This window comes from Verrucosispora sp. WMMA2044 (genome assembly GCF_027497155.1).
Classification (GTDB): domain Bacteria; phylum Actinomycetota; class Actinomycetes; order Mycobacteriales; family Micromonosporaceae; genus Micromonospora; species Micromonospora palythoicola.
In genome coordinates, this window is sequence record NZ_CP114913.1 from 2,746,366 (window position 1) to 2,770,217 (window position 23,852).

Below are 23,852 nucleotides of genomic sequence, written 5' to 3' on the forward strand. Positions count from 1 at the left end.
TCGCTAGAGTGGCCGCGTGCCCACCGTGCCCGAGGATTTCCAGCCCGTGAAGTCGGCCGGACGCACCCTCGACCTGCTCGAACTGCTCGCCGAGCAGCCACAGCCCTGGGCGCTGGGCGACCTGGCCCGCGCCCTCGGCATACCGAAGAGCAGCCTGCACGGCCTGCTCCGGACGCTTGTCGGTCGCGGCTGGGTGCAGACCGACGAGAGCGGCAACCGGTTCCGCCTCGGCCTGCGGGCGCTGCGGGTCGGCGCCGCCTACCTGGACGGGGACGACCTGGTCGGCCTGCTGTCCGGTGTGCTCGACGAGTTGTCCCGCCGCTTCGGCGAAGCCGTCCACCTCGGTCGACTCGACGGTGACCAAGTCGTCTACCTCGCCAAACGGGAGTCGGTGCACCGGCTGCGGCTGTACAGCGCGATCGGCCGCCGGCTGCCGGCGCACGCGACCGCGCTGGGCAAGGCCCTGCTGGCCGAGCATCCGGACGCCGACGTCGACCGGATGCTGACCTGGCCGCTGGCCCGCCTCACCCCACACACGGTCACCGACCCCGAGGCCCTGCACGCCGCCCTGGCAGCGGTGCGGACCACCGGCCACGCCGTCGACCGGGAGGAGAACGCCGAGGGCATCCGCTGCGTCGCGATGGCCGTACCGCTGGCCCGCCCGGCGGTCGACGCGGTGAGCGTCTCGGTGCCGGTCAGCCGGCTGAGCCCGGACCTCGAAGCGGCGATCGTCGCGGCGCTGCGCGAGCTGGTGGGTGGTCTCGCCCAGGCCCGGAGCATGCTTACCACGTAGGCCCAACCACCCCGCCGCCACCGCTACCTGGCTGGCCCCTGTGGGCCAGCCTCAGCCGCTGGATGACCCGCTGCGGGCCGTTCGCAGCCCATCACGATCAGTTACTCTTCGCCACCCCATCCCAGTACCCCCTCGCGGCTGAGGGCATACCCGAGGGTCGGCGACGACCTCACGTTTCGTCGACAATCGCGACGGCGCCGACCATCGGCACAGAGAGTGACACCGAGGGCGGCCGGCCTGCGCCTCACGAGGCCGGCCGCCGGTCGGAACTCGCGGTGCCTCAGGCCGGCAGACGCCAGACCTGGTTGGCGCCGCCGAAGCAGTCCCAGATCTGGAGCCGGGTGCCGTCGGCGGAGCTGTTGCCGGTGGCGTCGAGACACCTGTTCGACGCCGGGTTGCGCAGCGTGCCGTTGGACTGGGCCTGCCAGACCTGGGCGCCGGTGCCGTTGCAGTCCCAGAGTTGGATCGGGGTGCCGTTGGCGGTGCCGGCGCTGGTCACGTCCAGGCACTTGCCGAGGGCACGCAGGGTGCCGTCGCCGGCCACGGTCCAGCGCTGCGCGTTGGTGCCGTTGCAGGTGTAGAGCTGGATCGCGGTGCCGTTGGCGGTGCTGGCGGCGGCGACGTCGACGCATTTGCCGGCGATGCCGGTGATCTGACCGGTCCGGCCGGTCGGCGGCGGGGAGCCACCCGTCACGGTGTCGTAGATCGCGCTGACCAGCGAGGTCGAGCCGCCGGTGTCCTGGGTGAGTTCCCAGTTCATCATGCCGCCGGCGTTCGCCATCGCCCACTGGGTCTTGCGCTTGACCGTCGGTACGCCGTTGTAGCACTGCTGGGCGCCGCCCACGGTGGTGCAGTCCCGATTGGCGTTGGCCGGATCCAGGCCGACGAGCTGGGTGTAGGTGTAGTAGCCGGGCCGGCTGTAGAAGGGCACGCCGAGGATGGCCTTGCTGGCCGGCAGGCCCCGGGCCTTCCAGCCGTTCACCGCGTTGATCGACCAGTCGTAGTTGGCGTGTGGGCTGCCACCGTCGTACGCCATGATGTTGAGGAAGTCGACGTGGCTGAAGACCGACGTGGGTACGCCGTCGCGGTAGTAGCCCTCCGCGACGACCGCCGCGGTGAGCAGCTTGCCTTGCGGGCGCAACGCGTTGCTCAACTGCTGCATCAGCAGGCTGAAGTTGTTGGCCGAGGCGCCCGGGTCCGGGTACTCCCAGTCCATGTCGACGCCGTCGAGGCCGTACTGGTTGACGAAGCTGACCACGTTGTTGACGAATGTGGTGCGGGTGCCGGCGTTGGCCGCGAGGGCCTCGAAGGCGGAGTCGTCACCGTCGTTCCAGCCGCCGATGGCGATGGAGACCTTCACGTTGTTCGCCCGGGCCAGCGACACCAGGGAGGTGAGCTTGCTCGGGTTCTCCACCGGGCGCAGGGTGCCGTTGCTGTTCGGCAGCACGAAGGCGTAGTTGATGTGGGTGAGCTTGGTGTACTGCACCGAGTTGACGTTGCCGGTCCAGGACGGCAGGTAGCCCACGCTCTTGAAGTTGTCGGGCAGCACCACCGCCTGCGCGGCGGTCGGGGTGACGGCGAGGGTGGCACCGGCGGTGACCAGCGCGAGCAGACCGGCGGCCAGGGCCGAGCGCGGCCGGGGACATGGTGAGGACATCGAGGACCTTCCCGTGGCAGGTGAGGGTGCCGTGCCGCCACGGCCGGTCGTTGTGGAGCCGCCGATGACCGGCCGTGGCGTACGGGTGCTGGGTTCCTCGAGGCAGCCAAATCTTAAAGAGTGTTAACGGTAGCGGTCAACGATGTCCTTCGATCAGCACCGTCCGGTCCGATTCAGCCGACGGTTACCTGGTACAACGTCGTGTTGACCTCGCCGCTGCCGGTGAAGATCTCCGGTCCCGCCTGGACGCTTGTCAGGTACTTCGAGCTGCTCATCCAGCCCCGGGAGACCACGTCGTTCGTGAAGTCACGGATGTTGAGGGTCGCGCTCGTGGTGTTGCTGGTCCGCACGTAGGAGTAGACGTCCCAGGTGCCCACGTAGCCACGCCAGACCTCCCAGGTGGTACCCGCGATGGTGACGGTGCCCTGGCGGCTGCCGGCCGGCGACGCGTTGGAACGGTAGAGCCAGATCATCAGTTCGTCGGTGGGCTGGTCCGCCGAACCCGGGTTGGCCATCGGGTGGAACCACATGTCGTACGCGACATTCATGTTCGAGGCACCGTTGGCGGTGACATTGAAGCGCCAGTTGGTGGTGACGTCACGGTTCGCGCTGAGCTGCACCGGCAGCCCGGTGTTCGGCCGCCGCCAACCCCAGTGCCAGCCGAGGATCGCCGCCGCGTACGACTTGACGCTGCTCGGATCGCCGCTCCACGTGTAGCTGGTCCCCCAGTAGATGGGGTTCCCCGGGCCTCCGTTGGACCAGATGCACTGGCTGCCGGTGGCACCGGTGGCGCCCCACTGGTTGTTGGGAATCCAGTACTTGCCGATCTCGATCGAATCGTCGCTGTCACACAGCCGCCCGGTGGGGGGATAGTCGGGCACCGGTGGCGGAGTGGTGCGGGTCGGCGTCGGGGTCGGACCGGGGTTGCCGGAGCCGGTACAGGTCACCCCGTTGAGCGCGAACGCGGTCGGCACCGGGTTGCTGCCGCTCCACGAGCCGCTGAAACCGAAGTTGGCGGTGCCGTTGAGGCCGATCGCGCCGTTGTACGACATGTTCGCCGCGGTCACCTGCGTGAGATCCTGCGTCACGGTCGCGTTCCAGGCCTGGGTCACCCGCTGTCCGGCAGCGTAGGCCCAGGTCAGACGCCACGACGGCACCGGATCGCCGAGGTTGGTGATGGTCACGTCGGCGGTGAATCCGCCCGACCACTGGGCGGAGACCGTGTACCGCACCGCGCAGGCGACGGTGGCGGCGTGGGCGACCGCGACCCCGACGACGGCGGTGACGACAGTGCTGGCCACCGCGGCGGCGAGCAGGGCGAGGCGGGTACGTTTCACCATTGGTCCTCCTTCAGTCCTGGCCGCCACGTGGGCAGCCGGGACTGTTCGCGGTCACGACGGCGGCGGATCCGACGTGCGGTTCGTGATCGCCTACGGAGGCGGCAGCCGGCAGCGGCGTGTGCGTGGCCCGGATCGCGCCGGGGGCGCTGATCCCGGCCATCGCGGCCCATCTCGCCCGGCGACCGTGCCCGAGAAGTCGCCCGGCGGACACGGCGCCGGCTCGGTCGCCATGCCCATCATCGATGGCTGACGCTGCGACGGTACGACGACAGTTGGACGGCAGTCAATGAACTGTGCCCGCGCCCCAGGGGCCGGCCTACTCGGGGATCACCGACATCGACAGGCTACGGCTGATCGGGCCCCGTCCGGAACTGACGAGGCCGGCACCGAGGTGCATAGCATCGGTCGGCATGACGGCCCCCTCGACCACGTTCCGGAACCCGGTGCTCTCGGGCTTCCATCCCGATCCGAGTATCTGCCGCGTCGGCGACGACTACTACCTGGTCTGTTCGAGCTTCGAGTACTTTCCGGGCGTACCGATCTTCCACAGCCGGGACCTGGTGAACTGGCAGCAGATCGGCAACGTGCTCGACCGCCCCGGCCAGTTGCGGCTCCCGCCGGACACGCACGCCTCGCGCGGCATCTTCGCGCCGACGATCCGGCACCACGACGGCCGGTTCTGGATGATCACCACTGACGTCACCCTCGGCCGGCACCTGCTCGTCACCGCCGTCGACCCGGCCGGACCGTGGTCGGACCCGGTCTACTTCGACCTGCCGCACGTCGACCCGTCGCTGGCCTGGGACGACAACGGTGACTGTTGGTTGACCGTGTCGGGGAGTCCTATCGCGTCGATCCGCAGGCCGGCACCGTCCTGGAAGGGCCGGTGCCGATGTGGTCCGGCACCGGTGGGCAGTACCCCGAGGCCCCGCACCTGTACCGGATCGGCGAATGGTGGTACCTGCTCGTCTCCGAAGGCGGGACCCACACCGGGCACGCGATCTCCATCGCCCGGTCCCGCAGTACCGGGGGCCGTTCGAGCCGGGGCCGGTGAACCCCTTCCTCACCCAACGCGGCATGAGGCGTACGGTGCAGGCCACCGGCCACGCCGACCTCGTCCAGGCCGGAGACGGCAGTTGGTGGATGGTCCTGCTCGGCATTCGCGCCAAGGGCCAGTGGCCGCCGTACCACGTGCTCGGTCGGGAGACCTTTCTGGCGCCGGTACGGTGGGTGGACGGTTGGCCTGTGGTCGACCCGGTCGAGGAGGTCATGGCCGCCCCCGCCGGCAGCCCGCCCGCGCTCGCCCCCTCCCCCGACGCTGGCGGGTACCACGAGGACTTCGACGGCGGCGAACTGTCGCCGCGCTGGATCTCGCTGCGGCACCGGCCGAGGACGAGCCTGTCGCTCACCGAACGGCCGGGATGGCTCACCCTGCACGCCGACGGTACGACCCTCGACCGCGCCGGGGCGACGCTCGTCGCCCACCGGCAACTGCATCACGACTGCCGGGCCGCCGTCCGCGTCGATCCCGGTACCGGGCGGGCCGGGCTGACCCTGCGCCTGGACCAGGCCCACCGCCTGCGACATGGTCACCTTCGTGGTGGACACCGAGCAGGGCCCTGTGGTGCTTGCCGAACTCGATGGCCGCTATCTGTCCACAGAGGTCGCCGCCGGCTTCACCGGCCGGGTCTTCGGCCTCTACGTGACCGACGGGAGTGCCGCCTTCGACTGGTTCGACTACCAGCCGGCGGCGACCGGCGCGCCGGGTGCGTCGACGACGCGGTGACCGAACGAGGACCGGCCGTGCGGGGCGAACCCCGCACGGCCGGTGTGGCTCGCCTCGATCAGCGCCAGCAACGTCGGCGCCGGGCTGGGGCTCGGGCTGGCGTTGTTCGGCGTACTGTCGATCATCCGCCTGCGATCGACGGAGCTGGACCAGCACGAGGTCGCGTACTACTTCTCCGCCCTGGCGCTGGGCATCCTCGGCGCGTTGAGCACCACCTCGGTCTGGCTCAGCGCCGGGCTGATGGGCCTCATCCTCGTGGTGATGTTCCTGGGCGACCACCCTCGGCTGCTCCGCCACTACCGGCACCAGATCATGGTTCTCGACTCGGCGGTGACCGACCACGTGACCCTCGTCGCCCAGTTGGAACAACTGCTCGGCGCCCGCGTGCACGTCGCCACCGTGCAGCGACTCGACCTGGTCAACGAGACCACCGTGGTCGACGTCAGGTACTCGGTCAAGGGCCGCGCCACCAGGGCGTCCGCGACTCCGGCGAAGGCGGGAGCCGCCCGATGAGCAGCCAGCCGATCACCGCGCCGCTGGCGGCCATGGACCCGATCGGGCTGGCCGAACTCATCGACCGGGCCGCGCTGCAGACCAGGGTGGACCGCAAGTACCTCGTCCCCCTCGACCGGGTGCCCCATCTGCTGGACCAGCTCACCCCGTACGCACGGGTGTTGGACATCGACGGTGCGCGCAGTTTCCGCTACGAGTCGGTCTACTTCGACACCCCCATGCTGGCCAGCTACCACTGCGCGGCCTACCGGCGACGACGCCGCTTCAAGGTGCGCGTGGTCGAGACCAAGACCAGCGCCGCCGCGTCGCCCGCCGACCGGCTGCTGTGGCAGGGAGGGCTGCGCCCGGCCCGCATCTCCAAGTACGCCACGGGCCTGGCGGCGCTGCGCCCGGAGCTGCCGGATTCGCCCTGGCGCCGGACGCTGCGTCGGCACTTCCGCACCACCCCGTCGGTGGGCACGGCACCGACCGCCACCGCCCACCGTCCCGTCCAGGAGGCATCGTGCGTCTGACCGACCCCAGCGTCGGCACCTCGGCGGCGCCCCGCTTGCGTATCGCGGGGATCGCGGCCGCCGTCATGCTGGTCACCGCGTTTCTCGTCCCGTCGCCGGCGCCGGCCGGTGCCGAGCCCCTCGCCGACACGTCCAGTTCCACCACACCGGTCGACCGGACCGCCGCGACTGCGGCCGCCGCCGACGACCTGGTCGGCGACATCGGCTTCTCGGTGCCCAGCGGCACCTTCTCCGGCGAGGTCTCGGTGTCGCTGAGCACCACCGTCAGCGGTGCCCAGATCCGCTACACCATTGACGGAGGGCTGCCGAACGCGCAGTCGCCGCTCTACTCCGGATCGGCGTTGCGGTTCACGCGTACGACGCAACTGCGGGCCCAGGCATTCGTCGGGCAGACCGCCTCGGGTGCGCCCGGCACCGCCATGTACGTCGCGCGCAACACCAGCACCGCACACGACCTGCCGGTCGTACTGATCGACTCGTACGGTGCCGGCCGGCCCGAGCGGGAGTACCTCGACGCCACCACCATGATCTTCGAGCCGGGCGGCGGGAGCACCTCGCTGGCAGCCGCACCCACCGTGGCCACCCGGTCCGGGTTCCGGCTGCGTGGCCAGTCGTCGGCGATGTTCGCCAAGACGCCGTTCCGCCTCGAATTCTGGGACAACGCCGACGACGACGCCGACTACCCGGTGCTCGGCATGCCGGCCGACTCCGACTGGGTGCTGCGCGGGCCGTTCAGCGACAAGTCCCTGATCCGGGAGGCGTTCGTCTACGACCTCGGCCGGCAGCTGGGCCTACCCGCCCCCCGGTACGCCTTCGCGGAGTTCTACCTGAACACCGACGCCGGCCCGGTCGGTTCCGACGACTACATGGGTGTCTACATGATCGTCGAGACGATCAAGAACTCCAAGGACCGTCTCGACCTCAAGCAGCTCCGCGAGGACGACCGGACCCTGCCGCGGATCACCGGCGGCTACATCTGGAAGTTCGAGTGGATGGCCGCCGAGGAGCCGACCCTGCCCTGCACCGGGCCGGCGGCGAGCTGCTGGAACTACCTTGAGGTCGCCGACCCGTCACCGCTGCAACCCGAGCAACGAGACTGGTTGCGCAACCACATCCAGGAGTTCCACAACGTGCTGCGGGCGCCCAACTTCGCCGATCCGACGACCGGCTACCGGGCGTACATCGACGTGGATTCCTTCATCGACCAGCTCATCATCAACGAACTGAGCCGGGAGATGGACTCGTACATCCGCAGCGCCTACTTCTACAGGGACCGCGACACCAAGATCCTCGCCGGGCCGCTCTGGGACTACGACCTCAGTTTCGGGGTGGGTGGCTTCTTCCAGAACGACCAGACCGCCGGCTGGCAGTACCAGCAGGTCCGCCAGCCGCTGGCCAACGACTGGTACACGCAGTTGATGCGCGATCCGGCGTTCGTCAACGAGGTGCGGCTGCGCTGGCAGACACTGCGCCGGGGCCCGCTCTCCGACGCGTCGTTGCAGTCGCGGATCAACGCCCTCACCGGGCCGCTGACCAACGGGGCACAGCGCAACTTCCAGCGCTGGCCCAACCTCAGCACCCGAATGGTCGGGCCCTTCATCACGCCGACCGCGCCGACCTGGCAGGGGCAGGTCCAGTTCATGCGGGACTGGATGCTGCGCCGCGCCGCGTGGCTGGACTCGACCGCCGGCTGGGGCGGGTCCACGACTCCCCCGCCCACCACCCCGCCGCCGACCACGCCGCCACCCACCACGCCACCACCCACCACGCCGCCGCCGACGACCACGCCGCCCGGCGGAGGCGGCTGCACCGCGACGTACACGGTGACCAACCAGTGGTCCGGCGGTTTCCAGGGCGAGGTACGGGTCACCGCAGGCGGCGCGGCGATCAGTGGCTGGACCGTGACCTGGACGTACCCGGCCGGGCAGACGGTGACCCAGGCATGGAACGCGACAGTCACCAGCCAGGGATCGGCGGTGACCGCCCGCAACGTCAGCTACAACGGCAGTCTCGCCGCTGGCGCCAGCACCTCGTTCGGTTTCCTCGGCTCCACCACCGGCACACCGAGCACACCCACACCGACCTGCACGGCTAGCTGATCGGCGTAACCGCCCGGCACCGGTCCGTCCGACGGACCGGTGCCGGGCGTCCGGGTACCGGGACGAGGATCCGTCGGGTTCCGGGACAGCCGTCGACACCCGATTCCGCTACGCTGCCCTAATATTGTGTCGATCGATACAGAAATAAGGGGCAGGCATGACGGAACTCGCCGGCAAGGTCGCGCTGGTCACCGGGGGTAGTCGAGGCATCGGCGCGGCGATCGCCGCCCGCCTCGCCCGGGACGGCGCGGACGTGGCCATCACCTACCGCGCCGCGGCCGACCGGGCGCAGAAGGTGGTCGCCGAGGTGCAGGCGGTGGGCCGCCGAGCGGTGGCGATCGCGGCGGACAGCGCCGATCCCGACGCGGTCACCGCCGCGGTACGGCGTACGGCGACCGAGTTGGGGCGGCTGGACATTCTCGTCAACAACGCCGGCATTTTTCCGTACGGGCCGATCGAGCAGGTCAGTCTGGCGGAACTGGACCAGGCCCTCGCGGTGCACGTACGCGGAGTCTTCCTCGCCACCCAGGCGGCGATCCCGTACCTGGGACCGGGCGGAAGGATCATCAGCATCGGCAGCTGCTTCGCCGAGCGGGTGCCGTACGCCGGGGTCAGCCTCTACTCGATGACCAAGAGTGCCCTGCTCGGTCTGACCCGTGGGCTGGCCCGCGACCTCGGTCCTCGTGGGATCACCGCGACCGTGGTGCATCCCGGCTCGACGGACACCGAGATGAACCCGGCCGACGGCGAGGGCGCCGACCACGAACGCAGCTTCATCGCCCTCGGGCGGTACGCGGCCGCCGCCGACGTCGCGGCGACGGTCAGCCACCTCGCCGGTTCGGCCGGCCGCTACATCACCGGCACCGCCATCGCCGTCGACGGCGGCTTCGCCGCCTGAGGAGGGTACGCATGGCCTGGTTCGTGCTCGTCGTGGCCGGACTGCTCGAGGTCGTCTGGGCGACCGCGCTGAAACACACCGACGGATTCACCCGGCTCTGGCCGTCACTGCTGGCGGTCGCCAGCGCCGCGCTCAGCTTCTTCATGCTGGCCTGGGCGATGAAGGCGCTACCGGTCGGTGCCGCGTACGCGGTCTGGGTCGGCATCGGAGCGGTCGGTGTCGTGATCGCCGGGATAGTCACGATGCAGGAGGATGCCGGTCCGGCACGTCTGTTGTTCCTGGCCCTGATCGTGGTCGGGATCATCGGGCTGCGTCTGGTGGAACACTGACCGCTGAAGCGGGTGCAAGGGAGGACGCGACGCATGACGGCCAAGCGAGGTCGACCCCGCACGTTCGACCGCCAGGTCGCGCTGCGGCGTGCGATGGAGGTCTTCTGGCGTCGCGGTTACCAGGGTGCCTCGATGACCGACCTGACCGCCGCCATGGGCATCGGCTCGCCCAGCCTCTACGCCGCGTTCGGCAGCAAGGAAGCGCTGTTCCGGGAGGCCGTCGATCTCTACAACCTCACCGAGGGCGCCGGTCCCCGAGCGGCGCTCGACGGTGGGGACACCGCCCGCGCGGCAATCGAGGCGATGTTGCGTCACCACGCGTACGCCTATGTCGATCCGGCGAATCCGAGCGGATGCCTGGTCGTGCTCGCCGGCGCCGGCACCGTGCCCGAGTCGGACGCGGTCGGCCAGTTCCTCAGCGCGTGCCGGGAGCGTGACATCGCCGAGTTGCGGCGGCGGATCAGCCGCGGGGTGGACGAGGGTGATCTACCCGCGTCGATCGTGCCTGACTCGCTCGCCCGGTTCGTCGGCGCGGTCGTACAGGGCATGGCGGTCCAGGCACGCGACGGCGCCGCCGCCGAGGATCTCCTCGGCATCGTCGACTGCGCCATGGCCGCCTGGGACGGCCTGACCCGGCAGGTGTAGCGCCGGTACACCGCAGACCCCTGACCGCAGCACACCATCACTGCGCCGCCGCCGAACCGGATGCCGACCGGGACGGGCGGTGTGCCGCCGGTCACCGCCGAGCCGGTGGGCGCGCTGCCGGGGGGTGCGGCACGATCGGCGGCATGGTCTTCCCCGGGCTCGCGTACACCGCCGCACCGCACGACCGGGCCGCGAGCCTGCGCGCCGACCCGGCCCGGGTCGCCGACCTGCTCGGCCGCGACGACAGCGAGGTGCTGCCGCTGTGGCGCGACCGGCCACTGCTCACGGCCGACGGCAGGCCGGTGCGGCTCACCGGATCGTCCGCGCGCACGTTGCTGGCGAGGGCCGGGCAGACAGCGCTGCTCGGCCTCGACGGCACCACGGCGAGCTTCGCCGCCGACCTCAGCGAGGTCGAGGAGATCGAGGCGCTGCGCCTGGCTACCGCACACGCCAGCGCCGATCTGCGTGGACTGGCCACGACCCTGCCCGAGCCACTTGCCGCGACCCTGGCGTACGCGCGCGGCCTGCTCTACTGGAATCGGCACGCCAGACACTGCGGCACCTGCGGCGCTGCCACGGCCAGTGCCGAAGCCGGTCACCTGCGGGTCTGCCAGGGGCCCGACTGCGGCCGGCAACTGTTTCCCCGGATCGAACCCGCCGTCATCGTGCTGGTGGAAGGCCCCGGTCCGCAGCCACGCTGCCTGCTCGCCCGGCATCACGGTGCCGGCCCGGACGGCTTCTCGCTGCTCGCCGGCTTCGTCGAGATCGGCGAGAGCCTGGAGGGCGCGGTCCGCCGCGAGGTCGGCGAGGAGGCCGGGGTGACGGTCGGTGTGGTCACCTATCAGGGTTCCCAGGGCTGGCCCTTCCCCGCCGGCCTCATGGTCGGCTTCGTCGCCCAGGCTGTCGATGACACGATCGCCGTGGACGGACGGGAGCTGACGGAGGCCCGGTGGTTCACCCGCGCCGAGATCGTCGAGCGGGTCCGCAACGGTCCCGGCTCGGGGCCGGCCGACTCCATCGGCGGTCGGCTGCTGCGCTCCTGGGCCGGGTTCGACCGGCCGCCGCTTCCGCACGCCGAGGTCTGAGACCTGGGCAGCACGGTGTACCCGCGAATGGCGATCAGCGAGGACAGCAGGTTAGCCTGCCCTAACTCATCGAACGTGAGGCGGGGGCATGACACAGACCACGGGGCGACTGATCCGCCTGATGTTCTGGCGGCAGCGTCGCGACACCGCCCTGTGCGCCGCCTTCTGGTCACTGCACCAGCTGTGTGAGGCTCTGGTCCCGGTGGCCATCGGCCTGGTCATCGACCAGGCCGTCGGAACCGGATCGACCTCGGCGATGCTCTGGTCCGTGCTGGGCATCTTCGCACTGTTCACCGCCCTCACCATGGGCTGGCGGTCAGGCTTCTGGTTCCTGTCCCGGGCGGTCACCGAGGAGTCCCACGAGCTGCGGATGCGGGTGGTCCGGCGCGTGGTCGGTGGTCAGGGGATCCGGACCAGCCGCCAGAGCGGCGAGCTGCTCTCGATCGCCACCTCCGACACCCAGTCCGCCGCCGAGCTGCTCGAACTGGGCACCCGGGGGGTGAGCGCGCTGGTCGGGCTGACGGTGTCGACGGTCGTGCTGCTGCGGATCGACTGGTCGCTCGGGCTCGGCCTGGTCGTGGGCGTGCCGATCCTGGTGCTCGGGCTCAATGCGCTGGGCCCGGTCGTGGGACGCCGCACATCCGCGCAGCAGCAGGCGGTCGGTCGGGCCGCCGCCGTCGCGTCGGACCTGCTGCGCGGGCTGCGACCGCTGCGCGGGTTCGGTGGCGTCGACGAGGCCGTCCATCGCTACCGCACGGCCAGCCGGACGTCGCTGCGCGCCGGCATCGGCACGGTCAAGGCCGGTGCCACCTTCATCGGCGCGTCCACCTTCACCACCGGCCTGCTGATCACCGTCGTCGCCGCTCTGGCGGGCTGGTACGCCCTGGCGGGGCGGATCACCGTCGGCCAGCTCATCACGATCGTCGGGCTGGCCACCTTCCTCACCGATCCGGTGCTCAACCTCGCCGACTGCGTCTTCCGGCTGGCCACGGCGCGGGCCAGCGCGGCCCGCGTGGCCGAGGTGCTCGCCGCACCGGAGCGGATGCCGTCCGGGACGCTCCCGGCCCGGCCGGGAGCGTTGTGCCTCGACCGGGTGCACGCGCCGGGCCTGGACGGCGTCGACCTCGCCGTGGCCCCCGGAGAGCTGCTCGGCATCGTCACCGCGGAGACCGGCACCGCCGACGACCTCACCGACCTGCTCGCGGGGGCACGGTCGCCGGACCGGGGCGAGGTGCGGCTGGCCGGCACGCCGATGCGGGAGCTGGACCTCGCCTCGGTGCGCCGGACCGTGCTCGTCGAACCGCACGGGGTCGACCTGTTCGGCGCCACCCTGCGGGAGGTGCTCCAGACCGGCGACGACCGGGACGACGCCGCCCTGCGCACCGCGCTGGCCGCGGCCTCCGTCGGTGACCTGATCACCGACGACGCCGGATTCGACCGGGAACTCGTCGATCACGGCCTGAACCTCTCCGGCGGTCAGCGGCAGCGGCTCGCCCTCACCCGAGCGCTGTTGGCCGATCGACCGGTCACCGTCTTCCGGGACCCGACCACGGCGATCGACGCGGTCACCGAGCACGCCATCGCCGACGGCATCCGCGCGTACCGGAGCGGCGACGGCCGGGCGACCGTACTGGTCACCACCAGCGCGCCGCTGCTCGACCGGTGCGACCGGGTCGTGTTCCTCCGCGCCGGTCAGGTGGCGGCGGTCGGGCGGCACCGCGACCTGCTCGCCGACTCGTCGTACGCGGAGGTGGTGCTGCGATGACCTCCGGTGTCACGATCCTGCCGGTGGCCACCGGCCGGGTCACGCTCGCCGCCTTCTGGCGTGCCCTGCGGCGCTACCCGACGCTCGCCTGGACGTCGGTGGCGGCGGCCACGGCGGCAAGTGTCGCGGCCGTCGTCGTGCCGATCCTGCTCGGCCGGCTGGTCGACCTGGTGGTGGCCGGCGGCACCGTCGGCTCGCTGCTGCTCACCTCCTCGTTCATCCTCGGCGCGGGCCTGGCCGCCGCGGTCCTCACCGGCACCGCCAACTGGCTGGTCACCGAGTGGGGCATGCGGGCCTGCACCGATCTCCGCGAGGAGGTGCTGGACCGGGCGCTGCGGATGGACGCGACCCGGCTGGAGAGCGCCGGCTCCGGTGACGTGGCGTCCCGGGTCACCGAGGACGTGGAACGGGTGACCGACTCGGTGCGGCTGGCGGCCGGCATCTTCACCGCACTGGTCACCGTCGTCATCACCTTCGCCGGGTTCGCGACGCTCGACTGGCGCATCGCCGCCGCGTTCCTGGTCGTCTTCCCGGTGTACGTGCTGAGCCTGCGCCGTTTCGTGCCGCAGGCGAAACGGCTGTACGCCGCCGAGCGGGAAGCCGCGGCGGTGCGTACCCAGAGTCTGCTGACCACCTTCACCGGTGCCCGGACGGTGCACGCGTACGGCATGCAGGACCGCCAGAGCCGACGGGTCGAGCAGACCTCCCGGCACGCGGTGGTGGCGCGCCTGCGAGCGGTGCGCGGTTTCCTCTGGTTCGCGAACACGATGAACTACGCGGAGGCGCTCGGACTGACCGCCGTGCTGCTCACCGGCTTCCTGCTGGTGCGGGCGGGCGACAGCACGGTCGGCGACGTGACCGCCGCGGCGCTGCTGTTCCATCGCCTCTTCGGCCCGCTCGGCCTGTTGTTGATGTCGTTCAACGACGTCCAGTCGGCCGGCGCGGCGCTCGCCCGGCTCGTCGGCATCTCCGGGCTCGACGTACCCGCGAGCCGGCCGGCCGGACCGGTCTCGGGATGGCTGCCGACACGCGTCACCGCCAAGTCGGTGTGGCACCGCTACCCCGGCGGCCCCGCTGTGGTGCGGGACGTATCGATCGAGATCGCCCCGGGCGAGTCGTTGGCGATCGTCGGCGAGAGCGGAGCCGGCAAGACGACTCTCGCGGCCATCCTCGGTGGCGTCTTCCCCGCCGCCGAGGGTGAGGTGTGGCTGGGCGACCGTCGGATCGGCGAGTTGGATCCGGTCGAGCTACGCCGGACCGTCGGCGTGGTCACCCAGGAGGTTCACGTCTTCGCCGGCACCCTCGCCGACGACCTGCGGCTGGCCGCTCCGGACGCCGCCGACGAGGACCTGCACGCCGCGTTGCGACTGGTCGGCGCCGACGGCTGGGTCACCGCCCTGCCCGACGGGTTGGCGACCCGGGTCGGCGACGGCGAACACCCGCTCACCGCCGGCCAGGCGCAACAGCTGGCACTGGCCCGGATCGCCCTGCTCGACCCGCCGATCGTCGTCCTCGACGAGGCCAGCGCCGAGGCCGGCAGCGCGGGAGCCCGGCAGCTCGAACAGGCCAGCACCGCCCTGATCCGGGGCCGCACGGCGGTGGTCGTCGCCCATCGGCTCAGCCAGGCGCACGCCTGCGACCGGATCGCCGTGATGGCGCACGGCCGGATCGTCGAACTCGGCACTCCGGACGAGTTGGTCGCAGCCGGCGGCCGGTACGCCGAACTCTGGTCGGCCTGGCGGCACTGACCCGGCACCCGCACCCCGACGGCCGGGCCGCCGGGCCCACCCGGACGCACGCCCGGCGCGCGGCGGCCGGGGCCGGCTGGCCGATTCCGGCCGGTCCGGGCCGGCCGGATCGAGCCGGCCGGCGGCGGCGGTCAGTCGCGCAGCAGCGGCAGCACCCGCCGACCGATCAGGTCGATTCCGCGCTGCGGGGTCAGCCCGTGCGGGGTGCCGAACTCCACCCGGCTCGCCCCGGCGTCGAAGACCGCCGCGGCCTGCGCGGCCACCTGCTCGGGTGTACCGGAGAACGCGAACAGGTCGAGCAGGTCGTCGCCGATCAGCGCGCCGGCCAGGTCGTCCTCGCGGCGGGTGACGTGCCGCTGGATGCGGGCCAGCAGCTCCGGGTCGACCTCGACGGTGGGATCGAGGGCGGCGACCACCGCGAGGTACATGGCGACCTCGGTACGGGCCATCCGCCGAGCCAGCGCCCCGTCGGTGTCGACCACGGTGACCGCGCCGAGCACCACACCGGTGTCCCGACCCGAGGCCGCCTCGTCCAGCCACGCCCGCATCGTCTTGGCCATCGCCGGGTTCGCCGACCCGCCGACCTTCACCTCGTCGGCGAACGCGGCGGCGGACCGGGCGGTCTGCTGGCCCCAGGTGCCCACCAGCACCGGCACGTCCGGCCGGGCCGGGACGTACCGCAGCGCGGTACCCGGGGCCACGGTGAACTCCCGGCCGACGAATCCACCGTCGTCACCGGCGAGCAGCCGCCGGACGATCTGCACCGTCTCCGCGATGCGGCGCAGCGGCCGGGTCTGCGCCACTCCGACCTGCTGCAACCAGGTGCCCCGGGCCAGGCCGAGGTACGCGCGGCCGTGCGAGGCCAGGTCGAGGGCGGCCACCTGGCCGGCCACCTCCACCGGGTGCAGGGTGAACGGGTTGAGGCAGGCCGCGCCGAGCCGGATCCGGCGGGTGTGCCGGGCGGCCACCAGCAGCGGGAACAGCGGGGGCTGGTACATCAGGTCACCGAAGACGGACAGCACGTCGAAGCCGTGCCGTTCGGCCATCTCGGCCAGCACGGCGTACTCGTCGGCGGACTTGTCCGACTGGAGGCCGATGCCCACCAGGCGGGTCACGTCAGCTCCTCGGTGGGGATCTGCCGCCGGCCGGTGCGTTCGATACGCATGATGAGCCGTTCCTCCGGGTCGGGGCAGGCGACGTGGCTGTCCCGGGCCATCCAGTCCCCGTCGTCCAGGGCCCGCTGCTTGGCCGGCAGCAGCGGCAGACAGGCGGCGAGCGCGTACAGGCAGAAGTGCTGGCCCTCGGGGATGCGCAACCGGCACGACTCGGTCAGCTCCACGTGGTCGCCCGGCTTCATGCCGCACACCGAGCGTCCCTCGATGCGCTCCACCACGACCCGCAGGTCGTAGACGTCGGTGGTGGGCTGCTCGTCGCTCATCGCACGGCCTCCGCGTGGTGGTGCACGATCCGCCAGCCCGCGTCGTCGCGCCGCAGCACGTCGGTGACCCGGAAGCAGGTGTCCGGTCGGTCGTCGGCGTGCCGGGCCCGCAGCACGTACCGGACCAGACCGGTGCCGTCCCACGACTCGGCGTGCACCTGTTCCGGGGCGACCGTGACCGGTGCCGGTCCGGTGGCCTCGGCGGCTCGCCGGTCGCGCAGCGTGTCCAGTGCGGCCAGCCCGGTGAGCAGCCGATCGGCGTCGGATTCCCAGATCGTCAGGTCGGGGTGCAGGTGGGCGTCGAAGGCGGATCGATCCCCCAGTGATCGGTACATGTCGGTGATCGTGGCGGTGAGTTCGTCGATGCTCATCGGGGTCACTTCCGGTCGAGGGAGTCGGCAGCGGGTCGGAACGTCTCGGCGAGGCGGTCACGTAGCGGGTCCAGGCCCATCGGCCCGAGCGCCAGCGCGGTGTGGTGGAACCGTTTGCGGTCGAAGGCGGCGCCGGCGCGGCGTTCGGCGTCCTGGCGGGTCTGCTGCCACATCCGCGCGCCGACCTTGAACGCGAGCGCCTGCGCCGGCCAGCCGAGGTAGCGGTCGACCTCGAACCGGGCGGTCGCGGCGTCCAGCCCGGCGACCCGGGTGAGCAGGTCCACGGCCATCGGGTGGCTCCAGCGGGACGCGTCGGTGAACCCGTTGCCCGCCGGGATCGGCAGGTCGAGATGCAGGCCGAGGTCGATGACCACGCGGGCGGCCCGCCACATCTGCCCGTCCAGCATGCCGAGCCGTTCCGCCGGTCCGGCGTAGAGGCCGAGTTCGTCGGCGAGCCGCTCGGCGTAGTGCGCCCAGCCTTCGGCGTACCCGTGCACCTGGCAGAGTGTGCGCTGCCACGGGTGCAGGTCGGCGGTGGTGAGCGTGATCGCGTGCTGCAGGTGGTGGCCGGGCAGCCCCTCGTGGCAGAGCGTGCCGACGTGCCGCCACACCGGCACCGTCGACTCCCCCGGCGGCACCGACCACCAGATGCCGGCGGGGCGGGTCAGCCGCGCGTCGGGTGGGGTGTAGTACATGACCCCGGAGGTGGTCGGACTGATCCGGCACACCACCCGGCGGGTGGCGGCGGGGATGTCGAAGTGCGTCCCGTCGAGCAGGTCCGTCGTCAGCGCGGTCCGCCTGGTCAGCCACTCCTCAAGGGCGGGACCGACCGGCACCCGCCCGTCCGGGTCGGCGTCCAGCGCCGTCCGGGCGGCGGCCACGTCCGGATGGCCGCAGTCGGCCGCCGCCGCCCGCAGTTCGGCGGCGGTGCGGGACAGTTCCGCCCAGCCGTACGCGTACAACTCGTCCAGGTCGACGGTGGCGCCGAGGAAGGCGCGGGCGGTGACCTGGTAGAGGTCGCGGCCCACGCCGTCGACCTCGGTGGCGGCGGGGGCCAGGTCGGTACGCAGGAACGTGGCGAACTTCGCCGTGGCGGCGGTGGCCCGCCGGGCCCCCTCGGCCAGCCGCCCGGCCAGCGGCCCGCTCCGGTGACCGGCGACGAGATCGCCGAAGAAGTCGGCGTCGACCCAGGCGGCGCACTGATCGGCGACGGTCAGCACCTGCCGGCGGGCGACCAACTGGCCACGCCCGGCGGAGCGCCGCAGCGTGGCGGCGTACTGGTCGAGGGTGGTGGGCAGCCGGTGGAGGTGCTCGGCGACCACGGCCCAGTCGTCGACGGTGGTCCGGGGCAGGTTGTCGAAGACCTGCCGGGCCAGGTGCACCGGGGTGGCCAGCGGGGCGAGCAGCCGGGTGGTGAAGCCGGCCTCGTGCAGCGCCACCTCGCTGGCCAGCCGGTCGGCCAGGGCACCGGCGAGGGCACGTTCGGCCGGGACTGTCACCGTGGCGGCGGCCACCGCGGTCGCGGTCGCGCGGGCCAGCTCGGCGCGGGCGTCGAAGCCGTCCGGCGACAGGTCGGCCAGCCGCCACTGCGGCGTACGTCCGGCCGCCTCGGCGGCCTCCGGGTCGAGCGTGGCGAGGGCGCGCAGGTACCCGTCGGCGACCGCGGTGATGTCGGTCATCGGGGCACCCGGACGCGGTGGTGGTCGTCGCGGTAGACGACGCCGCCCTTGATGACCGCGTGCAGGGTGCGCAACGCGGAGACGGAACGGGTCGGGTCGTCGCGCAACACCAGCAGGTCGGCGTGCTTGCCGGCCTCGACGCTGCCGAGCGTGTCGGCCTGGTCGAGCCATTCGGCGGGCCGGATGGTGGCGGCCTTCAGCGCCTCGGCGACCGGCATCCCGGCGTCCACCATGAACTCCAGCTCACGCACGGTCGCGCTGGTCTCGTCGTAGCCGGCGTGCGGCGGCATGTCGCTGCCCAGGGCGATCGGCACCCCGTTGCGGATGGCGTGCTGGAGGCTCTCCCAGTGCCGGGGGCCGGCGGCCAGGGCCCGGTCCATCAACCAGCCCGGTACCCCGGAGTCGCGGAAGAACTGTTCACAGCGGCTCACCACGATGGTGGGCACGTACCAGACGCCTCGGTCGGCCATCAGGCGGGTGACCTCGTCGGTCAGCTCGTAGCCGTGTTCGACACAGTCCAGGCCGAGTTCGACGGCCCGGCGTACGGTGTCGGCCGGCCCGGCGTGCGCGGTGACCTTGCGCCCCCAGTCGTGGGCGACCCGGATGACGGCGGCCATCTCGTCGTCGAGCAGCTGCGGTGTGTCGATCGCCTCGAACTGACCGGCGATCCCGCCGGAGACACAGACTTTGATCAGGTCGGCGCCGGCCCGGATCTGGGCCCGGGTGAGCCGGCGGAAGCCGTCGGCACCGTCGGCCTCCAGGGCGTCGGCTTCCCAGCCGTGGCCGCCGGTGCAGCACAACGCGTGCCCGGCGGTGAAGATCCGGGGGCCGTCCACCGCGCCGGCCTCGATGCCCCGGCGCAGCGCGAAGTCGGCGTAGCGTCCCTCGCCGACCAGTCGGGCGGTGGTGACGCCGGCGTGCAGGGTACGCCGGGCCGAGTCGGCCATCAGCAGCACCAGTTCGGCCAGGTTGGACCGGTGCACCGTGTCGGCGAGATGGCCGGGCAGCCCGAGGGAGAGGTGCACGTGCATGTTGGTCAGGCCGGGCATCACCACGTCCCCGCCGAGGTCGACCACACGGGCGTCGCCGGCCTCGGCGAGCACGTCGTCGACGGCCCCCACCGCCTTGATCATCCCGTCGGCGCCGACCCAGACTCCCCGGTCGGGCTGGAGGTGGTCGGCGACGCCGTCGTAGAGGGCGAGGTTGACCAGGACCTGTTCGGTGGCGGTGTGCATGACGACGTCCTCAGTTCGCGGGCACGGTGGCCGGGGCCATCGTGGGGTCGTTGAGCCAGCAGGCGGCGCTGCGTCCGCCGAGGTCGAGGGTTGGTGGCTGGTCGCCGCAGGGAGCGAAGGCGTGCGGGCAGCGCGGCCGGAACCGGCAGCCGGTAGGGGCGTTGGCGGGGTCGGGCACCTCACCGGCCAGGGTGGCGGGCAGCCGTGGGGTGGGGCCGATGCGGGGCACCGCGTCGATCAGCGCCCGGGTGTAGGGGTGTCGCGGACTGCGCCACAGCTCGCGGGTGGGCGCGCTCTCCACGATGCGGCCCAGGTACATCACGGCGGTCACGTCGGCGATCTCGTGGACCAGGGCGAGGTCGTGGGAGATGAACAGCATGCCCATGTCGAGATCGCGGACCAGCCCGACGAGCAGGTTGACCACCTGGGCCTGGGAGGAGGCGTCGAGCGCGGTGACCGGTTCGTCGGCGATGATCATGCGGGGTTGCGGGGCGAGCGCCCGGGCGATGGCGAGGCGTTGCCGCTGACCGCCGGAGAACTGGTGCGGGTACCGCTCGGCGGCCGTGCTCGGCATGCCGACCCGGTCCAGCAACTCACGCACCCGGTTTCGGCGGGCCGTCGCGCCGGTCACCGTCGCCGGGACGCCGTCGAGCAGTTGCGCGCCGATGGTGCGCCGGGGATTCAGCGACGCGTACGGGTTCTGGAAGACCATCTGCAGGCCGATCTCGGTGGCCGGTCGGTGTCGCCAGCCCAGCGGGGTGACCGGCTGCCCGGCGAAGCGGACCACCCCGGCGCTCGGCGGGGTCAGTCCCACGGCGACCCGGGCCAGCGACGACTTGCCGCAGCCGGACTCACCGACCAGGCCGACGATCTGCCCGGCCGCCACGTCCAGGCTGACCCCGGCGACCGCGAGCACCCGGCCGCGTCCCCGCGAGCGGTACTCGACCTCGACGTCGCTGATGTCCAGCAGGCCGGTCATCGGGCGGTCACCTCCAGGTGCGGGCGGACCACGCAGGCCACCGACCGGTCGGCCGCCACCGGAGCCAGGGGCGGCGGTGCCGTGCCGCAGGTCGGCTCGGCGTGCCGGCAGCGGGGTTGGAACGGGCAGCCCGGCGGCGCCTCGCCCGGGGCCGGTGGGGCGCCGGGGATGGGCCGCAGCGTGCCGACGGCCTGGGTGCCGTGCGGCCGGGCGCCCAGCAGCGCCGCCGTGTACGGGTGGGTGGGTGCGGTGAGCAGCGCCCCGGTGGGGCCGGTCTCCACCACGCGACCGGCGTAGAAGACGTAGCCACGGGTGGTCAACGCGCTGAGCACCCCGAGGTCGTGGGTGATGAAGGCGACGGCCAGCCCGGTCTCGGCGCGCAGCCGGTCGAGCAGGGCGAGGATGCCGGCCTGCACGGTGACGTCGAGGGCGGTGGTCGGTTCGTCGGCGATCAGCAGTCGGGGCCGCGCGGCCAGGGCGATGGCGATGGCCGCCCGTTGCCGCATGCCGCCGGAGAACTGGTGCGGATAGGCGCGCAGGGCGCGCTCCGGGTCGGGGATCCTGACCTGATCGAGCAGTTCCACCGCCCGGCGGGTCGCGGACCGCCGGTCCATTCGCAGGTGTACCCGCATGTGTTCGGTGAGCTGACGGCCGACGGTGAGCATCGGGTGCAGGGCGGCGGACGGGTCCTGGAAGACCATGGCGATGCCCGCGCCCCGGATCCGCTGCCAGCCCCGGTTGTCCAGGCCGAGCAGGTCGGTGCCGGCGAACCGTGCCGTCCCGGTGACGGTGGCGCCGGCCGGGAGCAGGCCGAGCAGGGTCTGTGCGGTGAGGCTCTTGCCGCAGCCGCTCTCGCCGGCGATGCCGACGAGTTCACCCTCGTCGACGCTGAGCGACACGTCGTGCAGGATCGGCAGCGGCCCGCGCGGACCGGGCAGGGTCACCGCGAGGGAGTCGACGTCGAGCAGCGGCGCCATCTCAGCGTCCCTTCGCGTAGCGGGGGTCGAGCCGGTCGCGCAGCGCGTCGCCGAGCACGTTGAAGGCCATCACCACGGTGAGGATGGCCAGGCCCGGGAAGACGCTGACCCACCACATCGACAGGTCCTGGGAGCCGAGCGCGACCATCGAGCCCCACTCGGCGGCCGGTGGGCGCGGCCCGAGCCCCAGGAAGGAGAGCGCGGCGAGCAGCAGCACCGCGTTGCCGAGTTCCAGGGTGGCCAGCACGATCGCCGGACCGATGCTGTTGGGCAGCACGTCGCGGCGCAGTGCCCGGACCGGTCCGACACCGAGCAGTCGGGCGGCGTTGAGGTAGTCGTCGCCGCGCATGCTGAGTACGGCGCTGCGGATGACCCGGGCGTAGACCGGCCAGGAGACGATGACCAGCGCCAGCACCGCGTTGCGGGTGTTCGGGCCGAAGGCGGCGGTGACCGCCATGGCGAGGATGATCTGCGGGAAGGCGAAGACCAGGTCGGTCAGCCGCATCAACGCCTCGTCGGCGAGCCGGCCCAGATATCCGGCGACCAGCCCGAGCAGGCCGCCCACGAGCAGGGCCAGTGAGACGATGGCCAGCGCCAGCGGGATCGACAACCGGGCGCCGTACACGACCCGGCTGAAGATGTCCCGGCCGAGGGAGTCGGTGCCGAACCAGTGGGCCGCCGAGGGTGCCGCGTAGGTGTCCGCGCTCTGAGCGAGCGGGTCGTACGGGGCCACGAGCGGGGCGAGGATCGCCACCAGCAGCCAGCCGCCGAGGATGGTGAGCGCGACCACGGCGATCGGCTGTCGCCAGACCGGCCGGCCGGTCGAGCCGCCGCGTAGTCGACCGAGCCAGCGACGGCGGGTCAGCGCCCGGTCCACCTTCGGGTCGGGAGCCACCGGATCGGGTGCGATCATCGTCATGACAGGCGGATCCTCGGGTCGATGAGCCCGTACAGCAGGTCGACGGTGAGGTTGACGAGCGTGTAGACAAGCGCCACGAACAGGCTGACCCCGAGGATCGCGGGCAGGTCGAGGGCGGTGGCGCTGCGGTAGGCGTACTGACCGACGCCGGGCCAGCCGAAGATGCTCTCCACCAGCACCGTCCCGGACAGCAGTGAGGCGAAGGCCAGGCCGGACACGGTGACCACCGGGACCAGGCCGGCGCGCAGCAGGTGCCGGCGCAGCACCACCCGGGCCGGCAGGCCCTTGGCGTACGCGGCCCGGATGTAGTCCTGCTGGAGCACCTCCAGCATGGCGGAGCGGACGAAGCGGACCAGCAGCGCCACGGTCAGCGAGGTCAGCACCAGCACCGGCAGGGTCAGGTGCTGTGCCGCGTCCCAGGCCACGTCCCACTGACCGGCCAGCGCCGCATCCACGGTGTACATGCCGGTGACCGTCGGCGGCGGGCTGAAGCCGGTGGAGAGCCGTCCACCGCTGGGGGCCAGCCCGAGCTGGTAGAAGAAGACGTAGAGCACCACGAGCGAGAGCCAGAACGGTGGCGTGGAGAGCCCGAGCAGGGCGCCGACCCGGACGAACTGGTCGGTGAGCCGGCCGTTGCGGACCGCGGCGAGCATGCCGATCCCGGTGCCGATCAGCAGCGCCAGCACCATGGTGGGGATGGCCAGTTCCATCGTCGCCGGCACGTACCGGACCAGGTCGTCCAGGACCGCCCGGCCGGTCTGCTGGGAGATGCCCAGGTCGCCGCGGACCAGATTGCCCAGGTAGTGCAGGTACTGCTGCCACAGCGGCTGGTCCAGCCCCCACTTCTCGCGGAAGGCGGCCACCGTGGCCGGGTCGTTGAGCGCCTGGTCGGACAGGTTGGCGGTGACCGGGTCGCCGGGTACCACGTTGACCAGCCCGAACGTCACCACGGTAACGCCCAGCAGCAGTCCGGCGGTGATCGCCAGCCGCTTGGCCAGGAAGACCAGCAGCGGGTGGGCGCGGCGGGGCCGGGGCGCGGTCGTGGTGACCGCGCCCGGCTCCCCGTCGTGGACCGTCGTCATGG

General features: G+C 72.2%; 22 protein-coding genes and 3 pseudogenes. 14 read left to right on the forward strand and 11 right to left on the reverse strand.

Annotated elements, in window-relative coordinates; genetic code table 11:
- Positions 1 to 16: 16 nt before the first annotated feature.
- Positions 17 to 793 carry an IclR family transcriptional regulator gene (locus tag O3597_RS12380; protein ID WP_164447164.1) on the forward strand — a complete coding sequence of 259 codons (777 nt, stop codon included), beginning with the start codon at positions 17 to 19 and terminating at the stop codon, positions 791 to 793.
- A gap of 280 nt (positions 794 to 1,073) precedes the next feature.
- Here O3597_RS12380 and O3597_RS12385 read toward each other — a convergent pair whose 3' ends face one another.
- Together O3597_RS12385 and O3597_RS12390 are read right to left on the reverse strand one after the other, a co-directional pair.
- Positions 1,074 to 2,450 (reverse strand): glycosyl hydrolase family 18 protein, encoded by a 1,377-nt coding sequence (locus tag O3597_RS12385; RefSeq protein WP_281604240.1) that lies wholly within the window; start codon positions 2,448 to 2,450, stop codon positions 1,074 to 1,076.
- Between the two features lie 173 nt (positions 2,451 to 2,623).
- The gene (locus O3597_RS12390) at positions 2,624 to 3,790 is read right to left on the reverse strand and encodes a cellulose binding domain-containing protein (protein ID WP_281604241.1); all 1,167 of its coding nucleotides are present in this window, start codon (positions 3,788 to 3,790) and stop codon (positions 2,624 to 2,626) included.
- Positions 3,791 to 4,200: 410 nt separating this feature from the next.
- On the opposite strand from O3597_RS12390, the pseudogene O3597_RS12395 reads away from it, so the two are divergent.
- From O3597_RS12395 to O3597_RS12455, 13 genes and pseudogenes are all read left to right on the forward strand, one after another.
- Positions 4,201 to 4,572, forward strand: a pseudogene (locus O3597_RS12395) (family 43 glycosylhydrolase); the annotation flags it as partial.
- Between the two features lie 110 nt (positions 4,573 to 4,682).
- Positions 4,683 to 5,308 (forward strand): annotated as a pseudogene (locus tag O3597_RS12400) (family 43 glycosylhydrolase); the annotation flags it as partial.
- Positions 5,309 to 5,387: 79 nt separating this feature from the next.
- Positions 5,388 to 5,576, forward strand: a complete 189-nt coding sequence (locus O3597_RS12405) for a hypothetical protein (protein ID WP_281604242.1) — start codon at positions 5,388 to 5,390, stop codon at positions 5,574 to 5,576.
- Between the two features lie 42 nt (positions 5,577 to 5,618).
- Positions 5,619 to 6,089 (forward strand): DUF4956 domain-containing protein, encoded by a 471-nt coding sequence (locus O3597_RS12410; RefSeq protein WP_281604243.1) that lies wholly within the window; start codon positions 5,619 to 5,621, stop codon positions 6,087 to 6,089.
- Positions 6,086 to 6,601 (forward strand): VTC domain-containing protein, encoded by a 516-nt coding sequence (locus tag O3597_RS12415; protein ID WP_281604521.1) that lies wholly within the window; start codon positions 6,086 to 6,088, stop codon positions 6,599 to 6,601. The genes O3597_RS12410 and O3597_RS12415 overlap by 4 nt, the downstream gene beginning before the upstream one ends.
- 65 nt (positions 6,602 to 6,666) lie before the next feature.
- Positions 6,667 to 7,008 (forward strand): annotated as a pseudogene (locus tag O3597_RS12420) (chitobiase/beta-hexosaminidase C-terminal domain-containing protein); the annotation flags it as partial.
- A gap of 117 nt (positions 7,009 to 7,125) precedes the next feature.
- The gene (locus O3597_RS12425) at positions 7,126 to 8,700 is read left to right on the forward strand and encodes a CotH kinase family protein (RefSeq protein WP_281604522.1); all 1,575 of its coding nucleotides are present in this window, start codon (positions 7,126 to 7,128) and stop codon (positions 8,698 to 8,700) included.
- Positions 8,701 to 8,857: 157 nt separating this feature from the next.
- Entirely contained in the window at positions 8,858 to 9,598 is a 741-nt protein-coding gene (locus tag O3597_RS12430; RefSeq protein ID WP_281604244.1) for an SDR family oxidoreductase, read from the forward strand.
- Positions 9,599 to 9,609: 11 nt separating this feature from the next.
- On the forward strand, positions 9,610 to 9,927 hold the full coding sequence (gene sugE, locus O3597_RS12435) for a quaternary ammonium compound efflux SMR transporter SugE (protein WP_164447170.1): 318 nt from the start codon (positions 9,610 to 9,612) through the stop codon (positions 9,925 to 9,927).
- 33 nt (positions 9,928 to 9,960) lie between these two features.
- Positions 9,961 to 10,572: a TetR/AcrR family transcriptional regulator gene (locus O3597_RS12440; protein WP_164447171.1), complete on the forward strand. Its 612-nt coding sequence runs from the start codon at positions 9,961 to 9,963 to the stop codon at positions 10,570 to 10,572.
- A gap of 143 nt (positions 10,573 to 10,715) precedes the next feature.
- On the forward strand, positions 10,716 to 11,657 hold the full coding sequence (gene nudC, locus O3597_RS12445) for an NAD(+) diphosphatase (protein ID WP_281604245.1): 942 nt from the start codon (positions 10,716 to 10,718) through the stop codon (positions 11,655 to 11,657).
- A gap of 88 nt (positions 11,658 to 11,745) precedes the next feature.
- Complete coding sequence (locus O3597_RS12450) at positions 11,746 to 13,422, forward strand: ABC transporter ATP-binding protein (protein WP_281604246.1); 1,677 nt, start codon at positions 11,746 to 11,748, stop codon at positions 13,420 to 13,422.
- Positions 13,419 to 15,170, forward strand: a complete 1,752-nt coding sequence (locus O3597_RS12455; protein ID WP_281604247.1) for an ABC transporter ATP-binding protein — start codon at positions 13,419 to 13,421, stop codon at positions 15,168 to 15,170. Before O3597_RS12450 ends, O3597_RS12455 begins: the two co-directional genes overlap by 4 nt.
- A 131-nt stretch (positions 15,171 to 15,301) precedes the next feature.
- On the opposite strand, the gene O3597_RS12460 is transcribed toward O3597_RS12455, so the two are convergent.
- Genes O3597_RS12460 through O3597_RS12500 form a run of 9 tightly spaced genes read right to left on the reverse strand, consistent with a single transcriptional unit; the run spans position 15,302 to position 23,850 of the window.
- On the reverse strand, positions 15,302 to 16,285 hold the full coding sequence (locus O3597_RS12460; protein ID WP_281604248.1) for an LLM class flavin-dependent oxidoreductase: 984 nt from the start codon (positions 16,283 to 16,285) through the stop codon (positions 15,302 to 15,304).
- Positions 16,282 to 16,608, reverse strand: coding sequence for a TIGR04076 family protein (locus tag O3597_RS12465; protein WP_164447174.1), 327 nt, complete (start codon positions 16,606 to 16,608; stop codon positions 16,282 to 16,284). Before O3597_RS12465 ends, O3597_RS12460 begins: the two co-directional genes overlap by 4 nt.
- Entirely contained in the window at positions 16,605 to 16,979 is a 375-nt protein-coding gene (locus O3597_RS12470) for a nuclear transport factor 2 family protein (protein ID WP_164447175.1), read from the reverse strand. Before O3597_RS12470 ends, O3597_RS12465 begins: the two co-directional genes overlap by 4 nt.
- A 5-nt stretch (positions 16,980 to 16,984) precedes the next feature.
- Positions 16,985 to 18,658 (reverse strand): DUF885 domain-containing protein, encoded by a 1,674-nt coding sequence (locus O3597_RS12475; RefSeq protein ID WP_281604249.1) that lies wholly within the window; start codon positions 18,656 to 18,658, stop codon positions 16,985 to 16,987.
- Complete coding sequence (locus tag O3597_RS12480; protein WP_281604250.1) at positions 18,655 to 19,893, reverse strand: amidohydrolase family protein; 1,239 nt, start codon at positions 19,891 to 19,893, stop codon at positions 18,655 to 18,657. The genes O3597_RS12475 and O3597_RS12480 overlap by 4 nt, the downstream gene beginning before the upstream one ends.
- A gap of 10 nt (positions 19,894 to 19,903) precedes the next feature.
- Positions 19,904 to 20,872 (reverse strand): ABC transporter ATP-binding protein, encoded by a 969-nt coding sequence (locus O3597_RS12485; RefSeq protein WP_281604251.1) that lies wholly within the window; start codon positions 20,870 to 20,872, stop codon positions 19,904 to 19,906.
- On the reverse strand, positions 20,869 to 21,849 hold the full coding sequence (locus tag O3597_RS12490; RefSeq protein WP_269741234.1) for an ABC transporter ATP-binding protein: 981 nt from the start codon (positions 21,847 to 21,849) through the stop codon (positions 20,869 to 20,871). The genes O3597_RS12485 and O3597_RS12490 overlap by 4 nt, the downstream gene beginning before the upstream one ends.
- Position 21,850: 1 nt before the next feature.
- Positions 21,851 to 22,768, reverse strand: a complete 918-nt coding sequence (locus O3597_RS12495) for an ABC transporter permease (RefSeq protein WP_164447180.1) — start codon at positions 22,766 to 22,768, stop codon at positions 21,851 to 21,853.
- Entirely contained in the window at positions 22,765 to 23,850 is a 1,086-nt protein-coding gene (locus O3597_RS12500) for an ABC transporter permease (RefSeq protein ID WP_164447181.1), read from the reverse strand. The genes O3597_RS12495 and O3597_RS12500 overlap by 4 nt, the downstream gene beginning before the upstream one ends.
- Between the last annotated feature and the right edge of the window lie 2 nt (positions 23,851 to 23,852).

Coding starts and splice junctions, on each gene's coding strand:
- O3597_RS12385 (WP_281604240.1), bottom strand. CDS start 2,450: ATGTCCTCACCATGTCCCCGGCCGCGCTCGGCCCTGGCCGCCGGTCTG.
- O3597_RS12390 (WP_281604241.1), bottom strand. CDS start 3,790: ATGGTGAAACGTACCCGCCTCGCCCTGCTCGCCGCCGCGGTGGCCAGC.
- O3597_RS12415 (WP_281604521.1), top strand. CDS start 6,086: ATGAGCAGCCAGCCGATCACCGCGCCGCTGGCGGCCATGGACCCGATC.
- O3597_RS12425 (WP_281604522.1), top strand. CDS start 7,126: ATGATCTTCGAGCCGGGCGGCGGGAGCACCTCGCTGGCAGCCGCACCC.
- O3597_RS12430 (WP_281604244.1), top strand. CDS start 8,858: ATGACGGAACTCGCCGGCAAGGTCGCGCTGGTCACCGGGGGTAGTCGA.
- sugE (WP_164447170.1), top strand. CDS start 9,610: ATGGCCTGGTTCGTGCTCGTCGTGGCCGGACTGCTCGAGGTCGTCTGG.
- O3597_RS12440 (WP_164447171.1), top strand. CDS start 9,961: ATGACGGCCAAGCGAGGTCGACCCCGCACGTTCGACCGCCAGGTCGCG.
- nudC (WP_281604245.1), top strand. CDS start 10,716: ATGGTCTTCCCCGGGCTCGCGTACACCGCCGCACCGCACGACCGGGCC.
- O3597_RS12450 (WP_281604246.1), top strand. CDS start 11,746: ATGACACAGACCACGGGGCGACTGATCCGCCTGATGTTCTGGCGGCAG.
- O3597_RS12455 (WP_281604247.1), top strand. CDS start 13,419: ATGACCTCCGGTGTCACGATCCTGCCGGTGGCCACCGGCCGGGTCACG.
- O3597_RS12465 (WP_164447174.1), bottom strand. CDS start 16,608: ATGAGCGACGAGCAGCCCACCACCGACGTCTACGACCTGCGGGTCGTG.
- O3597_RS12470 (WP_164447175.1), bottom strand. CDS start 16,979: ATGAGCATCGACGAACTCACCGCCACGATCACCGACATGTACCGATCA.
- O3597_RS12475 (WP_281604249.1), bottom strand. CDS start 18,658: ATGACCGACATCACCGCGGTCGCCGACGGGTACCTGCGCGCCCTCGCC.
- O3597_RS12480 (WP_281604250.1), bottom strand. CDS start 19,893: ATGCACACCGCCACCGAACAGGTCCTGGTCAACCTCGCCCTCTACGAC.
- O3597_RS12485 (WP_281604251.1), bottom strand. CDS start 20,872: ATGACCGGCCTGCTGGACATCAGCGACGTCGAGGTCGAGTACCGCTCG.
- O3597_RS12490 (WP_269741234.1), bottom strand. CDS start 21,849: ATGGCGCCGCTGCTCGACGTCGACTCCCTCGCGGTGACCCTGCCCGGT.
- O3597_RS12495 (WP_164447180.1), bottom strand. CDS start 22,768: ATGACGATGATCGCACCCGATCCGGTGGCTCCCGACCCGAAGGTGGAC.
- O3597_RS12500 (WP_164447181.1), bottom strand. CDS start 23,850: ATGACGACGGTCCACGACGGGGAGCCGGGCGCGGTCACCACGACCGCG.